Below are 23678 nucleotides of genomic sequence, written 5' to 3' on the forward strand. Positions count from 1 at the left end.
TGCGACAATGCGTTCACCCGGGGGAAACTCGACGCCCCGTCATGCGCTTTCCCGTGCAATCACCGTAACATCCGGGAGCCTGCTCATGACCGACGCCACCAACCGCCGCGACATGCTGAAGGGGGCCGCGATCGTCGGCGCCGCCGCCGCGACTCCCGCCCTCGCGCAAGGATCGGGGCAGGGGCCCGCCAATCCGCCGCCCGCGCCCTTCGCCGACCCGCAGACGAAATACACGAAGCAGCCGTTTCCCGAACAGCGGCAGAAATGGCCCGCGCTCCAACGCGACATGACCCCCGTCCCCGATTGCGGGGAGAGGAGCTATCGCGGCTCGGGCAAGCTGCAGGGGCGGCGCGCCCTGGTCACCGGCGGCGACTCGGGGATCGGCCGCGCCGCCGTCATCGCCTTCTCGCGGGAGGGCGCGGACGTCGCCATCAACTATTATCCTTCCGAAGAAGCGGACGCGCAGGATGTCGCGAAGCTGCTCAGGGGTGAGGGGCGCAAGGTGGTGCTGATCCCGGGCGACCTGACCCGGCAGGACTTCTGCGTCGACCTGCCCACCCGCGCCGCGCGCGAGTTGGGCGGCCTGGACATACTGGTCAACAACGCGGCCTATCAACAATCCAAGGCGTCGATCGCGGACATCAGCTTCGATCAGTTCGATCGGACGATGAAGACCAACCTGTACGCGATGTTCTATATTACGAAGACGGCGGTGCCGATGATGAAGCCGGGGTCCGCGATCATCAACACGACCTCCGTCAACTCGGTCAATCCGGGCGAGGAACTGCTCGACTACGCCACGACCAAGGCGGGGATCGCGATCTTCACCAAGGGGCTCGCGAAACAGCTGGCGAAGCAGGGCATCCGCGTGAACGGCGTCGCGCCCGGCCCGATCTGGACTCCCCTCCAGGTCGCGGGCGGCCAGTTGCCGGGCACGATGGGGCAGTTCGGGCAGGACACGCCGCTCGGACGGGCCGGGCAGCCGGCCGAACTGGCGCCGCTGTATGTCGCGCTGGCGTCCGGCGAACTGAGCTACACCGACGGCAGCATCTTCGGCGCCAATGGCGGCACCGGCACGATCTGATCGCCCTCGCGGTGGCCGGGCGGGGCGAGGGGCGATTTTAGCCCTGTCCTACGCCCGCCACCCGTGCGAACAGCGCCGACATGACCCGGCTGTCGCATATATCCGCCATTTGCACCCCGTCGCATGACCGAAGTGGAGACATGCGTTTCAGCTCTCCACTTTCTCCACTTCACCACGTGACGGACATGTGCGCATGACCGCGATCGGCATCTATGGCAGCGCGGGACGCATGGGCCGCGCCATCACCGACCAGATCGAACAGGCCGGTGCGACCTTCGCCGGCGGGTGCGAGGCGGGTGACGATCCCAGCCTGATCGCACGCGCCGCCGACGTGTTGGTCGATTTCTCCGCCCCCGCTGCGCTGGAGGCGCATCTTGTAGCCGCGCGCGACGCCGGTACGCCCATCGTGGTCGGCACCACAGGCCTCGGCGCGACGCAGCACGCGATGATCGATGCGGCCGCCGCCGACATCGCGGTGCTCCAGACGGGCAACACGTCGCTGGGCGTCAGCCTGCTCGGCATCCTGGTGCGGGAGGCTGCGGCGCGGCTCGGCACCGATTGGGATGTCGAGATCACGGAAATGCATCACCGGCACAAGGTGGACGCCCCGTCGGGCACAGCGATCCAGCTGGGCGAGGCGGTGGCGCGCGGTCGCGGCACCACCCTGGCGGAAATCCGCGTCGATGGTCGCGCCGGCCTGGTCGGCGCGCGGACGGAGGGGACCTTGGGCTTCGGCTCCCTGCGCGGCGGCTCCGTCATCGGCGACCATTCGGTGATCTTCGCCAGCGAGGGCGAGCGGCTGGAACTCAGCCACCGCGCCGACGATCGCTCCCTGTTCGCAAAGGGGGCCGTGCGCGCCGCCTTGTGGTTGGCGAACCGTGCGCCCGGCCGTTACCGCATGGACGACGTGCTGGGCCTGTAGGGGGAGGGCGACAGGTGGCGCGGCCGATGAAAAGGGCGGATGTATTCGAATTCTACCGGCGCCTGGCGGAGGCGAACCCCGCGCCCGAGACGGAGCTTGCCTGGACCAACCCCTACACGCTGCTGGTCGCGGTGGCGCTGTCGGCGCAGGCGACCGACGTGTCCGTGAACAAGGCCACCGGCGCGCTGTTCCGCGACGTCGATACGCCCGCGAAGATGCTGGAACTGGGCGAGGAGGGGCTGAAGGCGCACATCCGCACCATCGGCCTGTATAATTCCAAGGCGAAGAACGTCATCGCCGCCGCCCGCATCCTGGTAGACGAGCATGGCGGCGAGGTTCCGCGCAGCCGCGAGGCGCTGGAGTCGCTGCCTGGCGTCGGGCGAAAGACCGCCAATGTCGTGCTCAACGTCGCCTGGGGGGAGGAGACGTTCGCGGTCGACACGCACATCTTCCGCGTCGGCAACCGCACCGGCCTGGCGCCCGGCAAGACGCCGCTCGCCGTCGAACAGCGGCTGGACAAGGTCACGCCCGGACCCTTCCGCGCCGGTGCGCACCACTGGCTGATCCTGCACGGCCGCTATGTCTGCAAGGCGCGACGCCCGGAATGCTGGCGTTGCGTCGTCGCCGACCTGTGCGCCTTCACCCCCAAGACACCGCCGCCCGCCGACAAGGCCGCGCAGGAAGGGGCTGGCGCTCCCCCGCCCGGCCTGCTAGGCGCGCCCGGTACGCACCCGTAGCTCAGCTGGATAGAGCGCTGCCCTCCGAAGGCAGAGGCCACAGGTTCGAATCCTGTCGGGTGCGCCACTCTTTCCTCTCTCGACATTTTGCGGCCGCTAGGCCGATAGCCGCAAGCGTGACGCCGCTTGCCGATCGTACTTGTGACGACTATGGCGCGCGGCGCAACAGGTTCCCGGAGACGGGATGAAACGGGAATCCGGAAAATGGGCCTTGCCCTCCATCCGGAGCTGCCCCCGCAACTGTGACCGGCGAGCCGTTTTCCCTCGCGTGCCACTGGATCGATACGATCCGGGAAGGCCGGAAGATCGGCGTCAGACCCGGGAGCCAGGAGACCGGCCTGTTCTGTGGTTGTCCTTCGCGCGGACGGGGTGTGCCGGGCGATCGGGGGTTTTCCTCGCGTGACGACGTATCTGGGGGTCGCGCGGTGGAGCCTGTCTCGGCATCGCGGAGCGCGTCCTCGCATGTGTGTTGAGGAAGGCTGTCGTGACCCGTTCCATCCCCGTGTTCCTGTTGTCGGGCATTGCGCTCGCCACCCCCGTCGCCGCGCAGGAGGTGCCTGCCGCGCCGTCCGACCTGTCCGCCGCGTCCGCCGCGTCCGCTCAATCGACGGAGGGGTTGAGCGAGGCCGCCGATGCCGGCGCCGACGTGGTGGTCACCGCCAATCGTGCCGCGACCCCGATCGACCGGGTGGGTCAGGCCGTCACGGTGCTCGACACCGCGGAGATCACGCGTCGTCAGTCCGTGCTGGTCGCCGACCTGCTGCGCCAGACCCCCGGTGTGTCGATCACCCGCAACGGTGGTCCAGGCACATTGGCGGGCGTCAACATCCGCGGTGCCGACGCGGATCAGACCGTCGCGCTGATCGACGGCATCAAGATCAACGATCCGTCGTCACCCGGCGGCGGCTTCGACTTCGGCACGCTGCTGGTCGGCAACATCGCCCGGATCGAGGTGCTGCGCGGTGCCCAGTCGGTGCTGTGGGGCAGTCAGGCGATCGGGGGCGTCGTCAACCTCATCACGCGCCAGCCAACCGATGACCTGCGCGTGAACGCGCGCGCGGAGGGTGGCTGGCACGACACGGGGCAGGGTTACGCCAATGTCTCGGGCAAGATGGGCCCTGTATTGGCCAGTTTCGGCGGCGGCTACTACCGGACCGACGGCATCTCCGCCTATGACGGCGGGGCGGAGCGTGACGGCTATCGCAACTATGGTGCGAACGGCAGCCTGGGGATCGCGCTGACGCCGACACTGTCGGTCGACGTGCGCGGCTTCTATTCCAACGGGCGCACCCACATCGACGGCTTCCCGGCGCCGAATTACACCTTCGCCGACACGCCCGAATTTGCCGATACCGAACAATGGACGGGCTATGCCGGGGCGAACCTCGCGCTGTTCGACGGCCGGCTGCGCAATCGGATCGGCTACGCGCATACCCAGACGAACCGGGAGAATTACGACCCGACCGACGGCACGACCGTCGAGACCTTTCGAGGGCGCGGCCGCAACGACCGGGTGGAGTATCAGGGCATCGTCGATCTGGGTCGCATCGCCCAGGGTACGTTCGGCGCGGAGCGGGAGGTCAGCCGTTCGACCACGTCCAGCTACGGCTTCGGATCGCCGCGCGGACGGGCACGGCTGTTCAGCGTGTACGGACAGCTGGCGGTGACGCCGATCGCCGGGCTGACCGCGACCGGTGGCGTCCGGCACGACGACCACAACGTCTTTGGCGGCGAGACGACCTTTTCGGGCAGCGGCGTGTATTCGCCCAACGACGGCGCGACCACGATCCGCGCCAGCTATTCCGAAGGGTTCAAGACCCCGACCCTGTATCAGCTGCAAAGCGAGTACGGCAATCTGGCGCTGAACCCGGAGCGGTCGAAGGGCTGGGACGCGGGCATCACCCAGCGGGCGCTGGACGGCGCGCTGGAGGCGAGCGCGACGTGGTTCCACCGCAACTCGCGCGACCTCATCACCTTCATATCCTGCGACACGCCGCTGACCGGTATCTGCGTCGATCGGCCGTTCGGCACCTATGACAATGTGGCGCGGGCCCGCGCACAGGGTCTGGAATTCGCGTTGGCGCTGAAGCCGGTGGAGGCGTTCACCGTGTCCGCCAGCTACACCTATCTCGAAACGAAGAACCGCTCGGCAGGCGATCCGAACCAGGGCAATCGCCTGGCACGGCGGCCCGACCACAGCGTGACGGTCAACGCCGATTACCGTTGGACGTTCGGGCTGGAGACGGGTGCGACGCTGACGTCGGTGGGCAACAGCTTCAACGATGCGGGGAACCTCCGCCGCTTGCAGGGCTATGTGCTGGCCGACCTCCGCGCCGCCCTGCCGATCACGGACAACCTGTCCGTGTACGGGCGCGTCGAGAACGTGTTCAACGAACGCTACCAAACGGTTGCGGATTACGGCCAGCCCGGCCGCGCCGCTTACGCCGGCGTCCGTATCCGCTATTAAGCGACCGCAATGCTCCGCGCCTCGCTCCTGCTGCTCGCCGCCGGCCTGTCCGGTTGCGCTCAGCCGCAGGTGGCGAGGGGTGGGGGTGGCATCGTGTCGGTCAATCCCTGCACCGACGCCATCCTGATGCGCCTGGTGCCGCACGCGCGGATCACGGCGATCAGCCATTATTCGCAGGACGCGGCGGCAACGTCGATCCCGCTCGATCTGGCCAACCGGTTCCGCGCAACGGCAGGGACGGCGGAGGAGGTGGTCGCGCTCGCGCCCGATCTGGTGCTGGCGTCCAGCTTCACGCCCGCCGCCACGCGCGAGGCGTATCGCAGAGCCGGCTTGCGCACGCTGTTCCTGGATGTCCCTGCGACGATCGAACAAAGCGAGGCGCAGGTGCGAGAGGTCGCCGCGGCGGTGGGACAGGTCGCACGGGGCGAGGCGCTGGTCGCGGACATGGCGCGTGCTGCGGCCGGACATCGCCCTGCCGGGCCGGCACCGGCGGCGCTGTTATTCATCACCGGCGATCTGGTCACGGGCGGTGGCACGTTGCTGGACGACATGATGCACCATGCCGGCCTACGCAACGCGGCGGCCGATTACGGGCTCTCCTATACCGGCACGCTTCCCGCCGAATTGCTGGTCGCACGCCCGCCGGCAGTCATCATCGCTCCGGATAAGGGGCGCAGCAGCGGGTTGCGGGCGCGCCTGTTGCCGGAGACACGGACTGCTTCCTTCGACCGGATGCTGGTGAATTGCGGCGGGCCCACCATCATCCCGGCCATGGCGCGGCTCCGTGCGATCCGGGCCGGCCTGTCATGATGGCGCGGGTGCCACGATCCGTTAAGCTGATGGCGCTGGGAATGGCGGTGATCGTGCTGGCGTTGCTGTCGCTCGTCATCGGCAAGGTCTGGGTGCCCGCATCTGGCTGGTTCGGCGACGATCCGCGCTGGATCATCATCCCGCAGCTGCGTGCGCCGCGCGCGGTCTTGGGCCTGCTGCTGGGCGCATCGCTCGGCCTTTCCGGCGCGGTGCTGCAAGGTTTCCTCCGCAATCCGCTGGCGGACCCGGCCGTGCTGGGCGTTTCCGCCACAGCCGCGCTGGGTGCCGTCGCGGCGATCCTGGTCGGGGCGACCGGGGGCGCCGTCGTGTTCGGCGCGGCGATGGTCGGCGCGGCCTGTGCCATGGCCCTGCTCGCCGCGCTGTCATGGCGTGCGGAAGGCGTCATCACCTTTGTCCTGGCGGGCACGGTACTCGCCAGCCTGTCGGGCGCGCTGACCGTGTTCCTGATCGCGATTGCACCCAACCCCTATGTGGTCGCGTCGGTCATGGACTGGCTGATGGGGGCACTGACCGATCGCAGCTGGGACGATGTTGCGCGTGCGGCGCCGGCGATGCTGGCCGGGGGCGCGATGCTGCTGTTTACCGCGCCCGCACTGGATGCGCTGGCGCTGGGGGAGGACACCGCGCGTTCGTTGGGGGTACGGCCGGTTCGCATCCGGCTGCTGGTGATCGTCGGCACCGGCCTGGTCGTCGGGGCGGGGGTCGCCGCGACGGGCGTGGTCAGCTTTGTCGGGCTGGTCGTGCCGCACCTGTTGCGGCCGCTGTTCGGCGCGCGGCCGGGCGCGTTGCTGCTGCCCTCGGCGCTCGGCGGCGCGGCGCTGGTGCTCGCCGCCGACAGCCTGGTCCGGCTGGCCCCCGGCGCGGGAGAGGTTCGGCTGGGCGTCGCCATGGCCATGCTGGGGGCGCCCTTTTTTCTGTTGCTGCTGTGGCGTGGCCGGGGGCGGGCGTGGGGCTGACCGCGACCGGCCTGTCGGTCAGCCGAGCCGGTCGAGTGCTGGTCGATGGGGTCGATGCGCGCTTCGCGTCCGGGCGCATCACGGCCATCCTGGGGCCGAACGGCGCGGGCAAGTCGACGCTGCTCAAGGCGCTCGCCGGGTTGTTGCCGGCATCGGCGGGAGGCGTCTCGCTGGACGGACAGCCGATCGGCGCGATGACCCCGCGCGAGCGGGCGCGGCGGATCGGCTATCTGCCGCAGGACGGGACCGTCCACTGGAACCTGATGGTCCGCGACCTGGTGGCCCTCGGCCGCATGCCGCACCGTTCGCCCTATGCCGCGCCCTCCGCGCATGATGAGCAGGCGGTGGAGCAGGCGCTGGACGCGACGGACACGACGCATCTGGCGGACCGGCCCGTGCTGACGTTGTCCGGCGGGGAGCGTGCGCGGGTATTGCTGGCGCGCGTTCTGGCGGGCCGGCCCGACTGGCTGCTGGTCGACGAGCCGCTGGCCAGCCTGGACCCGGCCTATCAGCTCGACGTGCTGGCGCGGCTGCGCGCCGCAGGGCAAGCGGGTGCGGGGGTGGTGCTGGTATTGCACGACCTTAGCCTCGCGTTGCGCACCGCGGACGCGGCGCTCTTACTCGCGGGGGGCAAGGTTCTCGCCGCCGGATCGGCGGACACAGTGCTGACGCCGCAGACTATCGCGCAGGCCTATGGCGTGGAGGTGGAGGTCGGACGCACAGCGGGAGGCATTCCATACGTGCTGTCTTCGGAGCGTTTGTAATAGCAGCGATCGATTTCGATCGTCATGATCTGAGCGTACGCCCAGAATACCTCAAGCCGGCGATAGATCAGCGCTCAGCCGAGGTTGGCCGCTTCCCGAAAATGCCGTTGACCGCCGAAAGTTGAGAGTCCGACTGCTCGCATATCTCTAAGCGCTTATTCACGGCGGGACAGTCCACGGCGACGGACCTGCCAACGGCGACCACCGCGCCACGGCGCCAAGTCCGTTTCATTCGAGGTATATGCCGCGACAGCCGAGCAACTCCACGGCTCTTCGCGCGTAGGAAAAAGGGTCCGGCAGCACACGCCGCCAGACCCCAAAGCCCTTACTTGCGGCTAGCGGCCACGGCCTTGTCGAAATCGGCCTGAGCGATACCGACCGTCAACCCGGCGGGCGTGACGGCAAAGCCGGACGCCGGCAGGCGCACGTCGCCGCCCTTGGCGCTGGTCACCGTGACGAGTTCTGCATCGGCGGACTTGACCTTGCCCAGCACCTGCCCGTTGACGCCGTGCACCGCGGTGCCCGCGACCAGCATGGTCTTCAGCTGTGCCTGACTTTGCGCGGCGGCCTGACCGGCTGCCGCATCAAGATCGGCCTTGGTGTTCGACAGGACCAGGCCGTTCGGGCCGGCGGCGAAGTTGCCGACTGGCACGCCGACCTTGTTGGTGCCGGTGTCGACGACCGCCGTGGTGCCGTTGATCTGCACCACCGTGCCGATCGACGCGCCGGTCAGGTCGAAAACGGCCGCGCCCTGGTTCACCTGTGCCGGTGCGGCCGGGACGCCCGCCTGCGCGGCCGGGGTGGGGGTGGTCGTCTGTCCGGCGGCTGGTGCAGCCGCGGGGGCCGGGCTGGTCTGCGCCAGCGCGGGAACGGCGGTCAGCGCGGCGAGCATGCCAGCGGCGAGGATCGAATTACGCATAAAGATCTCCCTCGTTTGCGTGTCGAGGGGAGTTACGCTTACGCAACGATGTCGTTCCCCGCCGCTCGTGGCTCAGCGACCAATGCCGGTATATTCCAGACCAGCCGCGCGGACCTGCTGGGGGTCGTAAATGTTGCGCAGGTCGACGACCACGGGGCTGGCGAGCAGCGACTTGATCCGCTTCAGGTCCAGCGCGCGGAACGCGTCCCAAGGCGTCACCACGACCAGCGCGTCGGCACCGTCCATCGTCTCTTACGATCCCTTCGGGTACTCGATCGTCGGCAGCAGCGGCTTGGCCTGCTCCATCGCCTCCGGGTCATAGGCGCGGACCTTCGCGCCCGCATCGAGCAGCGCCTGGATCACCGCGATCGCCGGGCTGTCGCGCATGTCGTCGGTGTTCTGCTTGAACGCCAGACCCAGCACGGCCACCGTCTTGCCCCGGATCTCGCCGCCCATCGCGGCGATCACCTTGTGCCCCATGGCGCGCTTGCGCTGGTCGTTGACGGCCACCACCGCCTCCACGATCCGCTGCGGCGCCTTGTAGTCCTGGCTGGTCTCGAGCAGCGCCAGCATGTCCTTTGGGAAGCACGACCCGCTATAGCCGGGGCCGGCATGGAGGAATTTGGACCCGATGTGGTTGTCCAGCCCGGTGCCGCGCGCGACCTCCTGCACGTTCGCACCGACCTGTTCGCACAGGTCCGCAATCTCGTTGATGAAGGTGATCTTGGTCGCCAGGAAGGCGTTGCCGGCGTACTTGATCAGTTCGGCCGTCCGGCGTTCGGTGACCATGATCGGCGCCTGGTCGAGGTAGAGCGGGCGATAGACCTGGCGCATCACCTCGGTCGCGCGTTCGTCGTCGGAGCCGATCACGATGCGGTCTGGCCGCTTGAAGTCGTCGATCGCCGCGCCCTTGCGCCGGAATTCGGGGTTGGAGACGACGCCGAACTGGGCATCCGGGTTCGCCTCGCGGATGATGCGCTCGACCTCGTCACCGGTGCCGACCGGCACCGTCGATTTGGTGACGATCACGGTATAGACGGTGATCGCCTTGCCGATCTCCGCTGCCGCCGCATAGACATAGGACGGGTCGGCATGGCCATCGCCCTTGCGCGAGGGCGTACCCACGCCGATGAACACCGCGTCGGCATCCTTGACGCCCTCGGCCAGGTCGGTGGTGAAGCGCGGCCGCCCCGCCTCCACGTTGCGCGCGACCAGATCGTCCAGGCCCGGCTCGTAGATCGGCATCACGCCGTCCAGCAGCCGCTCGATCTTGCCGGCATCCTTGTCGACGCAGCAGACGTCATGCCCAAAAATCGGCAAGGCACGCCCCCGACACCAGGCCCACATAGCCCGACCCGATCATTGCGATGCGAAAAGTGAGAGTCCTTTCGTATTCATCGCGGTGCCCAGCCGGGCCCTCACGATATGCAAGGCGATGTTGCGGCGCGGAACCCTCTTGTGAGGATCAGTCGAGCCGGCGGCGGGCCAGTGCGTCGATCCTTTCGACCAGTTCCGGCTCGCGCGCACTCGGCGCGGTCAGTACCGCCCCGTCGAGCGCCCGGTCGATCGGGGAGGGCGCGCGGGTGTCCGGCAGCAGCCGCGCGTAGGCGGCCACCATGTCCCGAGCCACCGCAACGTTGCCCTGCATCTGGGCGACGATGGCGGCGACGTCGACGCCCGCCTCCGCCTCTCGCCAGCTGTCATAATCGGTGACCATGCCGACAAGCGCGTAGGGCAGCGCCGCCTCCCGGGCCAGTTTCGCCTCCGGCATCGCGGTCATGCCGATCACATCGGCGCCCCATGCGCGGTACAGCCTGCTTTCGGCGCGGGTGGAGAATTGCGGCCCCTGCATGGCCAGGTACGTGCCGCCGAGGGTCACCGCCGCGCCGGCCGCCTCCGCCGCGCGCGCCGCCAGGGAGGACAGGCGGGGACAGACCGGATCGGCCAGCGACACATGGCCGACCAGACCCGTGCCGAAGAAGCTCGCCACGCGCCCGGTGGTGCGATCGATGAACTGGTCGACGACCACGAAGCGGCCCGGCGGCAGTTCCTCGCGTAGCGATCCGACCGAGGACACCGCCAGGATGTCAGTCGCGCCCGCCCGCTTCAGCGCGTCGATATTCGCGCGGGCATCCACCGCGTCGGGCGGGATGCGGTGGCCGCGTCCATGCCGTGGAAGGAAGCGGATGCCGACACCGCCCAGCGTGCCGTGCAGGATCTGGTCGGACGGCGTTCCCCATGCACTGTCGACCGTGCGCCATTCGGCGTCCTTCAAACCGGGGATCGCGTACAGGCCCGAGCCGCCCAATATGCCGATCGTCCAGCGCATCGCCGCGTCAGACCGAGGTGCCGAAGCGTTCGAAGATATGCGCCGGCCCCTGTCGCCCATGCAACACCTCCGCCACCGCATCGAGCAGCGGCGTGTCCACCTGTCCGCAATGCGCCTCCAGCGCGTCCACAGCGCGCACGCCCTCCGCGACGAAGTCGGATCGTACCAGGTCGATGGGAATGCCCTTGCCCATCATCAGGCCGATGGTGCGGTTGCGGCTGGTGTCGCACAGCCCGGTCAGCAGAATGTCGCCCACGCCCGAAAAGCTCCACAGCACATCCGGGTGACAGCCGAGCGCGTCGAGCAGGCGTTTCAGTTCCTTGATGACGAGCGTAGCCGCCATGAACGTCGTGTTCTCGGACGGGCCGGTGGACCCGACTAGGCCGAGCGCGATGGCGTAGACGTTCTTCAGCGCGCTGGCGATGTCGACCGACTTGGCCGAGGGGATCGCGTCCAGCGCCAGTGAGCCGCCCCCGAACAGCGCCGACACCTGCCGTCCGACCTCCGGATCGTCGGCGCCGCAGGTCATGCCCGACCATTCGCCCAGGAACAGCGGGCGGGAAAAGGTCGGCCCCTTCAACGCGACATAGGCGATGTGCGGCGCGGTGCGGCGGAACAGTTCGGCAAAGGTGAAATGTTCGGGGTGCAGCCCCTTGATCAGGTTGACCACCACCGCGTCGCGGCGTGCCTCGTTAGCGATACGGCCGGCATAATCGTCCATCGCGCGGGACGGAAACGCCAGGAACAGCACCTCCGCGCCCATCACCGCGTCCAGGTCAGCGGTGGCGTCGATCTGCGGGCTGAGCACATGGCCCGGAAAGAAGCGGGCGTTTTCGCGCGTGCGGTTGATCGCCTCCGCCTGTTCGGCGGTGCGGCAGAACAGGGTGACGGCATTGCCGCCGCGGGCGAGGGCGGTGGCGATCGCGGTGCCGAACGATCCGGCGCCCAGAACGGCAAGGGTAGGGTGGCTGGTCACCCCGATGTCCTTAACCGGTGGGCGCGTCTTGTCCACTTGCCCGCCCGTCGCGATCGGCGAAGCGGTGCGCGAGCAGCCGGGCCAGCGCCGGCCCGACCGCCAGCACCGCAAAGAAGCGCAGCGCCTGCATCGCCATGACGAACGACACGTCCACCGGCGTTTCCGCCGCGATGATCGCCACCGAATCCATGCCGCCGGGGCTGGTGGCCAGATAGGCGGTCACGGGCGACACGCCCGCCACATGCGCCAGCAGCATGGCCAGCCCGGCCGACGCGACGATCGTCGCGCCAGTCGCCAGCAGGATGCGCGGCAGCGCCCGCGCGGCCACCGCCACGATCTCCCGCGTGAAGGACAATCCGATGCGCCAGCCGACCACCGCATAGGCCATCGCCAGCAACCAAGACGGCAAGGCGAACCGTATTCCCGCCAGATGCAGCGCCGCGCCGAGCAGCAGCGGCCCGACCAGGGCGGCGGCGGGCAGGCGCAGCTTCGCGCCCCCAACCGCGCCCGCGATGGCGATGCCGGTCGCCGTCGCCACGCCGGTCGGGTCGACCGCACCAATCCAGGGCGACCCGCCCGCGGCTCCGCTGCCATGCCCCGCCAGCAGGACCGACAGGATGGATGCCAGCGCCGCCACACAGGCGACCCGCACATAGCTCATCACCGCGACCAGGCGCGCGTCGGCGCCGTTCTCCCGCGCCATCAGCACCATCGCGGTGGCCGCGCCCGGCATGGCGCCCCACAGTGCCGTGGTGCCGGGCAGCCAGCGGCGCCAGGTTAGCACGACACCGATCACCACGCTCACCGCCAGCGTCGCGACCGTGGTGCCCGCAAACAGCGAGGGCCTGCGACCGACCTCGGATAGCAGATCGGCGTCGATCGACCCGGCGATCAGTACACCGACCAGCGCCTGCGCCGCGCGGAAGGCGGCGGCCGGAATCGTTACCGTCCAGCCGCGTACGGCAAAGGCGATGCCGGCGATCATGGGTCCCAGCAACAAACCGGCTGGGATGCCCACCCACTCCAGCGCCGCCGCCAGCGCGGCGGAGGCGAGAAGGAGCAGGAGGGCGCGTGTCGCCTTACGGCCGATCAAGGACGATGGCGTCGGCCGAAGAGACGCGCGCGATCTGCGGGAAGATGGTCTCGACCGCGAAGCGGTGGGTTTCGGCCGACATGGCGGAGGTCACGTCCTCCGCGATCACCACGTCATACGACAGTTCCCAGGCGGACCGCGCGGTCGATTCGACACCCATATGCGTGGCGATGCCGCCGATCACCACCGTGCGCACCCCACGCCGGCGCAGTTGCAGGTCGAGGTCGGTGCCCGTGAACGCACCCCAATGGCGCTTCAGCACGACAATGTCGTCCGCCTCGCGCAGCCCGTGGACGAACTCGGAGAAAGCGGCAGGCGTGCCCTCCGGCGGCAGGCCCGGCTTGTCGACCTTCTGGCTGGGCATCGATCCCGGCGCGAAGGCGACATGGACCAGCACGACCGGCGCGCCCGCCTGGCGGAAGCGTGTCGCCAGCGCCTTGGCCGCGCCCACCACCTCGGCACCGGTGCGTGGCGCCTTGTCGTCGGTGGCGATCCCCTGTTGCAGGTCGATCAGGATTAGGGCGGTGGTGCGGGGATCAAGGCTGGTCATGCCCGGCAGAACCGGCCAGCGCGCCGGCCGTTCCCCACTTCTTGCGCGGCGTGCCTTGCGTCGTTGTTGCGGCGCAGCATATTGGCGGATGCCTTTTTCCGCTTCCCCGCATGCTCGGCCCGTCGGCCTGGTGCACTTCGCGCTGGCGCTCGGCGGCTTCGCGATCGGCACCACCGAGTTCGCGACCATGAGCCTGCTGCCCTTTTTCGCGAAGGGGCTGGGGATCGACGAACCCACCGCCGGGCATGTGATCAGCGCCTATGCGGCGGGCGTGGTCGTCGGCGCGCCGCTGCTTGCGGTGCTGGGTGCAAGGATGGGCCGCCGGACGCTGCTGATCGCGCTGATGGGCTTCTTCGCGGTGGCGAACGCCGCCAGTGCCATGGCACCCAGTTATCACGCCATGCTCGCCTTCCGCTTTCTCAGCGGACTGCCGCACGGCGCCTATTTCGGCATCGCGGCGCTGGTCGCGGCCTCTCTCGTGCCGACGGAGCGGCGCACGATGGCGGTGGGTCGCGTAATGCTGGGACTGACGGTCGCCACCATCATCGGCGTGCCGTTCGCCAATTGGCTGGGGCAGGCGGTCGGTTGGCGCTGGGGCTTTGCGGTGGTCGCGGCCTGTGCGCTGATTACCGCGGCGACGGTGTTCGCGGTGGTGGAGCATGACCGGCCGGATGCCGATGCCAGTCCGTTGCGCGAACTGTCCGCGCTGGCGCGGGGCCAGGTGTGGCTGACGCTGGCGATCGGCGCGATCGGCTTTGGCGGCATGTTCTGCGTGTATACCTACCTCGCCTCGACGCTGATGGAGGTGACCGGGGCCGGGGCGTCAAGCGTACCGGTGGTGCTGGCGGTATTCGGCGTCGGGCTGACGGTCGGCAACCTGGTCGTGCCGCGTTTCGCCGACCGCGCGCTGATGGCCACCGCCGGTGGGTTGCTGGTCTGGAGCGCGCTGTGTCTCGCCGCCTACACGGTTGCCGCCCAGCATTTCTGGGCGATCACGCTCTGCGTGTTCGCGATCGGCATCGGCGGCGCGCTCGGCACCGTGTTGCAGACCCGGCTGATGGACGTGGCCGGGGATGCGCAGGCGCTGGCCGCCGCGCTCAACCATTCCGCCTTCAACACGGCCAATGCGCTGGGCCCGCTGCTCGGCGGCATGGCGATCTCCGCCGGTTATGGCCTGACCGCGACCGGGTGGGTCGGGTGCGCGCTCGCGATCGCGGGCCTGCTGATCTGGGCCGTTGCGATGCTGGTTGCGCGACGGACCGGCTGAGCCGGCCCGCCTTTCCGCATCAGCCGGCGCGGTTCGCCACCAGATCGTCCACCACCGCCGGGTCCGCCAGCGTCGACGTGTCGCCCAGGCTGGACACCTCGCCCTCCGCGATCTTGCGCAGGATGCGGCGCATGATCTTGCCTGACCGCGTCTTGGGCAGGCCGGGCGCGAATTGCAGCGCGTCGGGCGTGGCGATCGGGCCGATCTCACGCCGCACATGCTGGCGCAATTCCTCGCGCAGCTCCGCCGACCCCTCGTCGCCGGCGTTCAGCGTGACATAGGCATAGATGCCCTGGCCCTTCACGTCGTGCGGCATCCCGACCACCGCCGCCTCCGCGACGCGCGGGTGCAGGACCAGCGCCGATTCCACCTCGGCGGTGCCCATTCGGTGCCCCGACACGTTGATGACGTCGTCGACGCGTCCGGTGATCCAATAATATCCGTCCTCGTCTCGGCGGCATCCGTCGCCGGTGAAATATTTGCCCGGATAGGTCGTGAAATAGGTCTGGAAAAACCGTTCGTGATCGCCCCAGACGGTGCGCATCTGCCCCGGCCAGCTGCCCGCGATGACCAGATTGCCCGACGTGGCGCCGTGCAGCACCTCGCCCTTTTCATCGACCAGCTGCGGCAGCACGCCGGGCAGCGGCCGCGTCGCGGAGCCGGGTTTCAGCGCGGTGGCGCCGGGCAGCGGGGCGATCATGATGCCGCCCGTTTCCGTCTGCCACCACGCGTCGACGACGGGGCAGCGCCCGTCGCCGGCGACGTCGTGGTACCAGCGCCACGCCTCCGGATTGATCGGCTCCCCCACCGATCCCAACAGCTTCAGCGACGCGCGCGAGGTGGCGTGGACCGGCGCGTCCCCTTCCTTCATCAGGGCACGCAGGGCGGTCGGCGCGGTGAACAGCGTGTGCACCTGATGCCGGTCCACCACCTGCCAGATACGGCTGGCGTCGGGCCAGTTGGGCAGCCCCTCGTACATCAGCGTCGTCGCACCGTTCGCCAGCGGGCCGTACAGGATATAGCTGTGCCCGGTTACCCAGCCGACGTCGGCGGCGCACCAGAACACCGTGCCCGGCTTGTAGTCGAAGGCGAGTTCGTGCGTGTACGCCGCCCACAACAGATATCCGCCGCTGGTATGCAGCACCCCCTTGGGCTTTCCCGTGGAGCCGGAGGTGTAGAGGATGAACAGCGGGTCCTCCGCATTCATCGGCTCGGCCGGGCAGTCTGCGGCCACCTTCGCGGCTTCCTCATGGTACCAGCGGTCGCGCTCGCCTATCGCGACATCGGCGCCCGTCGCCTTCACCACGATGACGCGGTTTACCGACGACGCGCGCGCCACGGCGGCATCGACATTCGCCTTCAGCGGGACACGCTTGCCGCCGCGCCGCCCTTCGTCCGCTGTCACCACCAGCGTCGAGTCGCAATCCTCGATCCGCCCGGCGATGGCATCGGGGCTGAACCCGCCGAACACGACCGAATGGATCGCGCCGATCCGGGCGCAGGCCAGGATCGCGAACGCCGCCTCCGGGATCATCGGCAGGTAGATGGTGACCCGGTCGCCCTTCTTCGCGCCGTTCGCCTTCAGCACATTGGCGAAACGACACACCTCCGCATGCAGCTGCGCATAGGTGAAGCGCTTGGGCTCCTCGTCGGGCGCGTCCGGTTCCCAGATGATCGCCACCGTGTCCGCGCGCTCCGCCAGATGGCGGTCGATGCAGTTGGCGGCGACATTCAGCGTGCCGTCCGCGAACCAGCGTATGCCGAAATTCGCCTCGTCGAACGACCATTCACCCGCCTTTGTCGGCGCTTTCGTCCAGTGGAGGCGCCCCGCCTGTTCCAGCCAGAACGCGTCCGGGTCGCTGCGCGCGGCCTTGTACATCGCCTCGTACGCCGACGCGTCGACGCCCGCCTCCGCCTGCCATTCCGCCGGAACCGGATAGACGTCCTCAGCCATGCTCTCTCCTGACGATCGGGTTGCAATCAGACCTAGCCCGACCGAATAGGACACGCAAACATGTGGAGAGGTGAATGTCGGCCACCATCGAGGAACTCGCCCGGCGGCGTGAAGCCGCCCGGATCGGCGGCGGTGAAAAGCGCATTGCGGCGCAGCATGCCAAGGGCAAGCTGACCGCGCGCGAGCGGCTCGACGTGCTGCTGGACGAGGGGTCGTTCGAGGAACTCGACATGTTCGTCGAGCACAATTGCACAGATTTCGGCATGCAGGATCAGGTGATCCCCGGCGACGGCGTTGTTACAGGCTCCGGGACGATCAACGGCCGGCTGGTGTTCGTCTTTTCCCAGGATTTCACCGTGTTCGGCGGCTCGCTGTCGGAACGGCATGCGCAAAAGATCTGCAAGGTCATGGACATGGCGCTGAAGGTCGGCGCGCCCGTGATCGGCCTGAACGACAGCGGCGGCGCGCGCATCCAGGAAGGGGTCGCCTCGCTCGGCGGCTATGCCGAGGTGTTCCAGCGCAACGTGCTGGCGTCCGGCGTGGTCCCGCAGCTGTCGCTCATCATGGGGCCGTGCGCGGGCGGTGCGGTGTATTCGCCCGCCATGACCGACTTCATCTTCATGGTGAAGGATTCCAGCTACATGTTCGTCACCGGCCCGGACGTGGTGAAGACGGTGACCAACGAGGTGGTGACGCAGGAGGCGCTGGGCGGCGCGGTCACGCACACCACCAAGACCAGCGTCGCCGATGTGGCGTTCGAGGACGATATCGAGGCGCTGCTCGCCGCGCGCGACTTCATCGACTTCCTGCCCGCCTCCAACCGCGCGTCCGTGCCCGAACGGCCGACCAGCGACGCGTGGGACCGGCAGGAGGACAGCCTGGACACGCTGATCCCCGCTAACGCCAACCAGCCCTATGACATGCACGAACTGATCCGGAAGGTGGTGGACGAGGGCGATTTCTTCGAGATTCAACCGGCCCATGCCGCCAACATCATCTGCGGCTTCGGCCGGATCGAGGGGCGTACCGTCGGCTTCGTCGCCAATCAGCCTACCGTGCTGGCCGGCGTGCTGGACATCAATTCGTCAAAAAAGGCGGCACGCTTCGTCCGCTTCTGCGACGCGTTCGACATCCCGATCGTGACCTTCGTCGACGTGCCCGGCTTCCTGCCTGGCACCGCGCAGGAGCATAACGGCATCATCAAGCATGGCGCCAAACTGCTCTTCGCCTATGCCGAGGCGACGGTGCCCAAGATCACGGTCATCACGCGCAAGGCCTATGGCGGCGCATACGACGTGATGGCGTCCAAGCACCTGCGCGGCGACCTCAACTATGCCTGGCCGACTGCCGAGATCGCGGTGATGGGCGCCAAGGGGGCGGTCGAGATCATCTTCCGCGGCCGCACGCCCGAAGAGATCGCGGAGCGCACCGCGGAATACGAGGCCCGCTTCGCCAACCCCTTCGTCGCCGCCTCAAAGGGTTTCATCGACGAGGTGATCCAACCCCACTCCACCCGGCGCCGCATCGCTCTCGGCCTGCGCAAGTTGAAAGGCAAGGCGCTGGAAAACCCGTGGAAGAAGCATGACAACATTCCGCTGTGAGTGGCCGTCATTGCGAGCGCAGCGAAGCAATCCATGACGGTGGCATCCGCACTGGCTTCTCTCGACTTTCCTTCGCCGCGCGGGATCGCCGCCCGTGAAGCAGCCGGCGGTCTATATCATGGCCAGCCGGCGCAACGGGATGCTCTATACGGGAGTGACGTCCGATCTTTCGCGACGGGCATGGCAACATCGCGAAGGTGTCGCGGACGGTTTCACCAAACGTTATGGGTGCAAGCTGTTGGTCTGGTTTGAAGTGGCGGATACCATGGATGCGGCGATCGCGCGCGAGAAGCAGATAAAGGGTGGATCGCGTGCCAAGAAGCTCGTCCTCATCACCACGATGAACCCGGGCTGGGCCGATCTGTATGAAGGGATTGTCCATGGCTGAGGTCGGGCTGGATTGCTTCGCTGCGCTCGCAATGACGGATCGTGATCGATGACCCTCGGCCGCCTCAACCATGTCGGTATCGCAACGCCTTCCATCGACCGGTCGATGGAAACCTACCGCCAGCTGCTTGGCGCCGACGCGATCGGGCAGCCGTTCGATCTCCCGACGCAGGGCGTGCGCGTGTGCTTCATCGACGCGCCCAACACGCAGATCGAGCTGATCGAGCCGTATGACGACGCGTCGCCCATCGCCGGCTTCCTCAGGAAGAACCCGGCCGGCGGACAGCATCACCTGTGTTTCGAGGTGGCGGACATCCATGCCGCGATCGCCGACCTGGCTGCGAAGGGTGCAACCCTGCTGGGCGAACCGCGCATCGGCGCGCACGGCACGCCCATCGTCTTCATGCATCCCCGCGACATGGGCGGCGTTCTGGTGGAATTGATGGAAACGCCGAGGGACGAACATCGATGACGGACCAAGTCCTGGTGGAGCGGCGCGGCGACGTGCTGGTGCTGACGCTGAACCGCCCCGATCGCCTAAACGCCGCACCGCCCGCGATGTTCGTGGCACTGCGTGAGGCGCTGGCCGATCTCGGCGGCGCGCGGGCCGTGCTGATCCAGGGGCAGGGGCGGGCATTCTGTTCGGGCGCCGACGTCGCGGGCGTCGCGCTGGGCGGCGACGATCCCGGCGCGGCGGTGCAGGCGGCGCTGACCGATGGCTACAACCCCGCGCTGCTCGCCATCGCGGACCTGTCGGTGCCGGTGGTGAGCGCGGTGCGCGGCGCGGCGGCCGGTATCGGCTGTTCGCTGGCGCTGGCGGCGGATTTCTGCGTTGCGTCGGACACTGCCTATTTCCTGCAGGCGTTCGTCAATATCGGGCTGGTTCCCGATGGCGGCGCGACCTGGATGCTGCCGCGCCTAATCGGGCGATCCCGCGCCTATGAGATGATGATGCTGGGGGAGCGTGTGTCGGCCGTGCAGGCGCATGACTGGGGCCTGGTGCATCAGGTCGTGCATGACGACATGCTAGACGCCCGGGCGCTCGCGCTGGCGGAGCGCCTTGCCGCCGGACCGACCGTGGCATTGGGACTGATGCGCCGCGCCGTCCACCGCGCCATGGAAAGCGACTACCCCACCGCGCTGACCGCGGAAGCGGCGGCGCAGCGCGCGGCGCTTGGCAGCGACGACGGGAAGGAGGGCGCCCAAGCCTTCTTGCAGAAACGGTCGCCGACGTTCACTGGTCGCTGATGGCCGAGATAGAACAGAACTCGGGTGAGGATGCCGGAGCCGCGCCGCGCCCGCGCGACCTGCCCGAACCGGCGGCGCAGGCGACCCTCGCCGACTGGCAGCGCCTGGCCGAGAAGGAAGTCAAGGGCGCGGACCTGACCTGGCACACGCCCGAAGGCATCGACGTCAAGCCTCTGTATACGGCCGACGATGTCGCCGCCGATCCTGGCCTGCCCGGCTTCGCGCCGTTCACGCGCGGGGTGCGCGCGTCAATGTATGCCGGACGACCCTGGACGATCCGCCAATATGCCGGCTTCTCCACCGCGGAGGAATCGAACGCCTTTTACCGCCGCAATCTGGCGGCGGGGCAGAAGGGGCTGAGCGTCGCCTTCGACCTCGCCACGCACCGCGGCTATGACAGCGACCATCCCCGCGTCGTCGGCGACGTCGGCAAGGCGGGTGTCGCGATCGACAGCGTCGAGGACATGAAGATCCTGTTCGACGGCATCCCGCTCGACCGGATGTCGGTGTCGATGACCATGAACGGCGCGGTGATCCCGATCCTCGCCTTCTTCATCGTCGCGGGTGAGGAACAGGGCGTGTCGCGCGCGCAACTCGACGGGACGATCCAGAACGACATCCTCAAGGAGTTCATGGTCCGCAACACGTACATTTATCCGCCCGAACCCTCAATGCGGATCATCGCGGACATTATCGCCTACACCTCCGCGGAGATGCCGAAGTTCAACAGCATCTCCATCTCCGGCTATCACATGCAGGAGGCGGGCGCGACGCAGGTGCAGGAACTGGCCTTCACCATCGCGGACGGGCGCGAATATGCGCGCGCGGCGATGGCGGCCGGGCTGGACATCGACAAGTTCGCAGGGCGTCTCAGCTTCTTCTTCGCGATCGGCATGAACTTCTTCATGGAGGTGGCGAAGCTGCGGGCGGCGCGCACCCTGTGGCACCGGGTGATGACCGACTTGGGAGCGAAGGACGAACGCTCCAAGATGCTGCGCACGCATTGCCAGACCAGCGGCGTGTCGCTTCAGGAACAGGACCCCTACAACAACGTCATCCGCACAACCGTGGAGGCGCTGGCCGCGGCACTGGGCGGCACCCAGTCGCTGCACACCAACGCGCTGGACGAGGCGATCGCGCTGCCCACCGATTTCTCGGCACGCATTGCCCGCAACACCCAACTGGTGTTGCAGGAGGAGGCGGGTATCACGAAGGTCGTCGACCCGCTCGGCGGCAGTTATTATGTCGAGAGCCTGACGCAGGAACTGGTCGCAAGGGCCTGGGAGATCATCGAAAAGGTGGAGGCGGAGGGCGGCATGGCCCGCGCGGTCGCCGCCGGTTGGCCCAAGGCGATGATCGAGGAGGCGAGCGCCGCGCGCGCCGCCGCCGTCGACAAGGGCGAAACGGTGATCGTCGGCGTCAACAAGTACCGCCCGGCGGAGGACACGTCGGTCGACGTGCTCGACATCGACAACCACGCCGTGCGCGAGGCGCAGGTCCGCCGGATCGAGCGGGTGCGCGCCACCCGTGACGAGGCGGCGTCGATGGCGGCGCTGAACGCGCTCCGTATCGGGGCGACGGGCAGCGGGAATCTGCTGGCGCTGGCGGTGGAATGTGCCCGCGCCCGCTGCACGCTGGGCGAGATATCCGCCGCGATGGAAGTCGCCTTTGGTCGCTTCGGCACGCAGCCGACGCCGGTCAGCGGCGTCTATGGCAGTGCGTATCAGGGTGATGCCCGCTGGACCCGGTTGACCGAGGGCGTCGACGCGACGGAGCGCCGCCTGGGCCGCCGCCCGCGCATGCTGGTCGCGAAGATGGGCCAGGACGGCCATGATCGCGGCGCCAACCTCGTCTCGTCCATGTTCGGTGACCTGGGGTTCGAGATCGTGCCCGGCCCGTTGTTTCAGACACCGGCGGAAGCGGCGGCGCTGGCGATCGAGAAGAGCGTCGACGTGGTCGGCGCGTCCAGCCTCGCCGCCGGGCACAAGACGCTGATCCCCGAACTGATCGGCCACCTGCGAGATGCCGGCCGCTCGGACATCAAGGTGGTGGCCGGCGGGGTCATCCCGTCCCAGGACTATCAGGCTTTGCGCGATGCCGGCGTGCAGGCGATCTTTGGCCCCGGTACCAACCTGATTCAAGCCGCCGAGGAGGTGTTGCGCCTGCTCGGTCACAACATGCCGCCCCAGGAGGATGCTGCCGAATGAGAGTTTCCCTTACGTCGCTCGCCCTGCTGGGCGCAGCTACCCTGACCGCTTCCGCCCTGACCACTCCCGCCCTGTCACAGACGCAGCAGACGCTGAACGCGCAGGCCGGTAGCGATTACCGGCGCGCCGACGCCGCGCTCAACGTCCAGTATCGCTCGGCGATGGCGGACGCCCGGCGGGGCGGCGGTAACGCGGCGGCCCTGCTGCTCGCGTCGCAGCGCGCATGGCTCCAGTTCCGCGACAGCGAATGCCGCCGTGTCGCCCAGCAATATGAGGGCGGCTCGATGCAGCCCATGCAGTATAGCGGCTGCCTCGCGCAGCTGACCCGTGCCCGTACCCGCCAGCTCAAGGGCGATCCCCACTGATGATCCGTACCGACTGGACCCGCGCCGAAATTCGCGCCCTGTTCGACCTGCCCTTCACCGAACTCGTGTTCCGCGCGGCGCAGGTGCACCGCGCGCACCAGGCGGCGGATGAGGTGCAGCTGTGCACGCTGCTGTCGATCAAGACCGGCGGTTGTCCGGAAGATTGCGGCTATTGCTCGCAATCCGCGCACCATGGGTCGGGCCTGAAGGCGGAAAAGATCATGGACGTCGACAGCGTCCTGTCCGCCGCCGCCGAGGCGAAGGCGGCCGGGTCGCAGCGTTTCTGCATGGGCGCCGCGTGGCGGTCACCCAAGGAGCGCGACATGCCCAAGGTCGTCGCGATGATCGAGGGCGTGAAGGCGATGGGCCTGGAAACCTGCATGACGCTGGGCATGCTGGACGCGGGCCAGGCGCGCATGCTGGCGGACGCGGGCCTCGATTACTACAACCACAATCTCGACAGCTCGCCCGAATATTATGATCGCGTGACCTCCACACGTACCTATCAGGACCGGTTGGATACCCTGGCCAACGTCCGCGATGCGGGCGTGTCGGTGTGCTGCGGCGGCATCGTCGGCATGGGCGAGACGCGGGAGGACCGCATCGGCTTCGTCCACGCGCTCGCCACACTGCCGCGCCATCCCGAAAGCGTCACCGTCAACGCGCTGGTGCCGATCCGTGGCACGCCGCTTGGCGACATGCTCGCCGACACGCCGATGGCGCGCGTCGACGACATCGAATTCGTCCGCGTCGTTGCCGCGGCCCGCATCTGCTGCCCGCAGAGCATGGTACGCCTGAGCGCAGGTCGTGAGAGCATGTCGGACGCGGCACAGGCGCTGTGCTTCATGGCAGGCGCGAACTCGATCTTCACCGGCGACAAGCTGCTCACCACCGGCAACGCCGGCGACAGCGCCGACGCGGCGCTGTTCGCAAAGCTGGGCCTGCGCGCGATGGAAGGCGAGGAGCCGATGCGGGTGGCGGCGGAGTGACCTCTTGTTCCCCGGCGCAGGCCGGGGTCCAG

21 protein-coding genes, 1 tRNA gene, 1 pseudogene and 1 riboswitch are annotated in these 23678 nt (G+C 68.4%); of the genes and pseudogenes, 16 read left to right on the top strand and 7 right to left on the bottom strand.

Annotated elements, in window-relative coordinates; genetic code table 11:
- Nucleotides 1-85: 85 nt before the first annotated feature.
- From BMX37_RS06085 to BMX37_RS06120, 8 genes are all read left to right on the top strand, one after another.
- Nucleotides 86-1084 carry an SDR family oxidoreductase gene (locus BMX37_RS06085; protein WP_093664578.1) on the top strand — a complete coding sequence of 333 codons (999 nt, stop codon included), beginning with the start codon at nucleotides 86-88 and terminating at the stop codon, nucleotides 1082-1084.
- Nucleotides 1085-1277: 193 nt separating this feature from the next.
- The gene (dapB, locus tag BMX37_RS06090; protein ID WP_093664579.1) at nucleotides 1278-2006 is read left to right on the top strand and encodes a 4-hydroxy-tetrahydrodipicolinate reductase; all 729 of its coding nucleotides are present in this window, start codon (nucleotides 1278-1280) and stop codon (nucleotides 2004-2006) included.
- Between the two features lie 26 nt (nucleotides 2007-2032).
- Nucleotides 2033-2743: an endonuclease III gene (nth, locus tag BMX37_RS06095; RefSeq protein WP_093664580.1), complete on the top strand. Its 711-nt coding sequence runs from the start codon at nucleotides 2033-2035 to the stop codon at nucleotides 2741-2743.
- Nucleotides 2734-2810: transfer RNA gene (locus tag BMX37_RS06100), tRNA-Arg, on the top strand. Before nth ends, BMX37_RS06100 begins: the two co-directional genes overlap by 10 nt.
- An 83-nt stretch (nucleotides 2811-2893) precedes the next feature.
- Nucleotides 2894-3099: riboswitch (cobalamin riboswitch) on the top strand.
- Between the two features lie 197 nt (nucleotides 3100-3296).
- The gene (locus BMX37_RS06105; RefSeq protein WP_425288438.1) at nucleotides 3297-5210 is read left to right on the top strand and encodes a TonB-dependent receptor plug domain-containing protein; all 1914 of its coding nucleotides are present in this window, start codon (nucleotides 3297-3299) and stop codon (nucleotides 5208-5210) included.
- A 9-nt stretch (nucleotides 5211-5219) separates the two neighbouring features.
- Entirely contained in the window at nucleotides 5220-6020 is an 801-nt protein-coding gene (locus tag BMX37_RS06110) for an ABC transporter substrate-binding protein (RefSeq protein ID WP_093664582.1), read from the top strand.
- Nucleotides 6020-6997 carry a FecCD family ABC transporter permease gene (locus tag BMX37_RS06115; protein ID WP_425288439.1) on the top strand — a complete coding sequence of 326 codons (978 nt, stop codon included), beginning with the start codon at nucleotides 6020-6022 and terminating at the stop codon, nucleotides 6995-6997. Before BMX37_RS06110 ends, BMX37_RS06115 begins: the two co-directional genes overlap by 1 nt.
- Nucleotides 6988-7761 carry an ABC transporter ATP-binding protein gene (locus BMX37_RS06120; RefSeq protein WP_093664829.1) on the top strand — a complete coding sequence of 258 codons (774 nt, stop codon included), beginning with the start codon at nucleotides 6988-6990 and terminating at the stop codon, nucleotides 7759-7761. Before BMX37_RS06115 ends, BMX37_RS06120 begins: the two co-directional genes overlap by 10 nt.
- 325 nt (nucleotides 7762-8086) lie before the next feature.
- Here the strand turns inward: BMX37_RS06120 and BMX37_RS06125 are convergent, their stop codons facing one another.
- From BMX37_RS06125 to BMX37_RS06150, 6 genes and pseudogenes are all read right to left on the bottom strand, one after another.
- Entirely contained in the window at nucleotides 8087-8680 is a 594-nt protein-coding gene (locus BMX37_RS06125; protein ID WP_093664584.1) for a hypothetical protein, read from the bottom strand.
- Between the two features lie 72 nt (nucleotides 8681-8752).
- A pseudogene (locus BMX37_RS06130) lies at nucleotides 8753-10043 on the bottom strand (UDP-glucose dehydrogenase family protein).
- Between the two features lie 102 nt (nucleotides 10044-10145).
- Nucleotides 10146-11009: a phosphorylase family protein gene (locus BMX37_RS06135; RefSeq protein WP_093664585.1), complete on the bottom strand. Its 864-nt coding sequence runs from the start codon at nucleotides 11007-11009 to the stop codon at nucleotides 10146-10148.
- Between the two features lie 7 nt (nucleotides 11010-11016).
- Nucleotides 11017-11985 carry an NAD(P)H-dependent glycerol-3-phosphate dehydrogenase gene (locus BMX37_RS06140; protein WP_139198036.1) on the bottom strand — a complete coding sequence of 323 codons (969 nt, stop codon included), beginning with the start codon at nucleotides 11983-11985 and terminating at the stop codon, nucleotides 11017-11019.
- 10 nt (nucleotides 11986-11995) lie between these two features.
- Entirely contained in the window at nucleotides 11996-13078 is a 1083-nt protein-coding gene (locus tag BMX37_RS06145; RefSeq protein WP_093664587.1) for an AbrB family transcriptional regulator, read from the bottom strand.
- The gene (locus BMX37_RS06150; protein WP_093664588.1) at nucleotides 13065-13628 is read right to left on the bottom strand and encodes a hydrolase; all 564 of its coding nucleotides are present in this window, start codon (nucleotides 13626-13628) and stop codon (nucleotides 13065-13067) included. The genes BMX37_RS06145 and BMX37_RS06150 overlap by 14 nt, the downstream gene beginning before the upstream one ends.
- Nucleotides 13629-13716: 88 nt before the next feature.
- Here BMX37_RS06150 and BMX37_RS06155 point away from each other — a divergent pair, with 88 nt between their 5' ends.
- Nucleotides 13717-14895 (top strand): MFS transporter, encoded by a 1179-nt coding sequence (locus BMX37_RS06155; protein ID WP_093664589.1) that lies wholly within the window; start codon nucleotides 13717-13719, stop codon nucleotides 14893-14895.
- Between the two features lie 19 nt (nucleotides 14896-14914).
- Here the strand turns inward: BMX37_RS06155 and acs are convergent, their stop codons facing one another.
- Nucleotides 14915-16849: an acetate--CoA ligase gene (acs, locus tag BMX37_RS06160; RefSeq protein WP_093664590.1), complete on the bottom strand. Its 1935-nt coding sequence runs from the start codon at nucleotides 16847-16849 to the stop codon at nucleotides 14915-14917.
- 74 nt (nucleotides 16850-16923) lie between these two features.
- On the opposite strand from acs, the gene BMX37_RS06165 reads away from it, so the two are divergent.
- The 7 genes from BMX37_RS06165 (at nucleotide 16924) to bioB (ending at nucleotide 23646) form a co-directional block, all read left to right on the top strand.
- Nucleotides 16924-18450: an acyl-CoA carboxylase subunit beta gene (locus tag BMX37_RS06165; protein WP_093664591.1), complete on the top strand. Its 1527-nt coding sequence runs from the start codon at nucleotides 16924-16926 to the stop codon at nucleotides 18448-18450.
- 118 nt (nucleotides 18451-18568) lie between these two features.
- Nucleotides 18569-18838 (top strand): GIY-YIG nuclease family protein, encoded by a 270-nt coding sequence (locus BMX37_RS06170; protein ID WP_093664831.1) that lies wholly within the window; start codon nucleotides 18569-18571, stop codon nucleotides 18836-18838.
- A 48-nt stretch (nucleotides 18839-18886) separates the two neighbouring features.
- A complete protein-coding gene (gene mce, locus BMX37_RS06175; protein WP_093664592.1) occupies nucleotides 18887-19309 on the top strand; it encodes a methylmalonyl-CoA epimerase in 423 nt (140 codons plus the stop codon).
- Entirely contained in the window at nucleotides 19306-20085 is a 780-nt protein-coding gene (locus tag BMX37_RS06180; protein ID WP_093664593.1) for an enoyl-CoA hydratase-related protein, read from the top strand. Before mce ends, BMX37_RS06180 begins: the two co-directional genes overlap by 4 nt.
- Complete coding sequence (scpA, locus tag BMX37_RS06185) at nucleotides 20085-22292, top strand: methylmalonyl-CoA mutase (RefSeq protein ID WP_093664594.1); 2208 nt, start codon at nucleotides 20085-20087, stop codon at nucleotides 22290-22292. Before BMX37_RS06180 ends, scpA begins: the two co-directional genes overlap by 1 nt.
- Nucleotides 22289-22657, top strand: coding sequence for a lysozyme inhibitor LprI family protein (locus BMX37_RS06190; RefSeq protein WP_093664595.1), 369 nt, complete (start codon nucleotides 22289-22291; stop codon nucleotides 22655-22657). Before scpA ends, BMX37_RS06190 begins: the two co-directional genes overlap by 4 nt.
- Complete coding sequence (gene bioB / locus BMX37_RS06195; RefSeq protein ID WP_093664596.1) at nucleotides 22657-23646, top strand: biotin synthase BioB; 990 nt, start codon at nucleotides 22657-22659, stop codon at nucleotides 23644-23646. Before BMX37_RS06190 ends, bioB begins: the two co-directional genes overlap by 1 nt.
- Nucleotides 23647-23678 lie beyond the last annotated feature (32 nt).

The sequence above is a fragment of the Sphingomonas gellani genome (assembly GCF_900110035.1).
GTDB lineage: Bacteria > Pseudomonadota > Alphaproteobacteria > Sphingomonadales > Sphingomonadaceae > Sphingomonas > Sphingomonas gellani.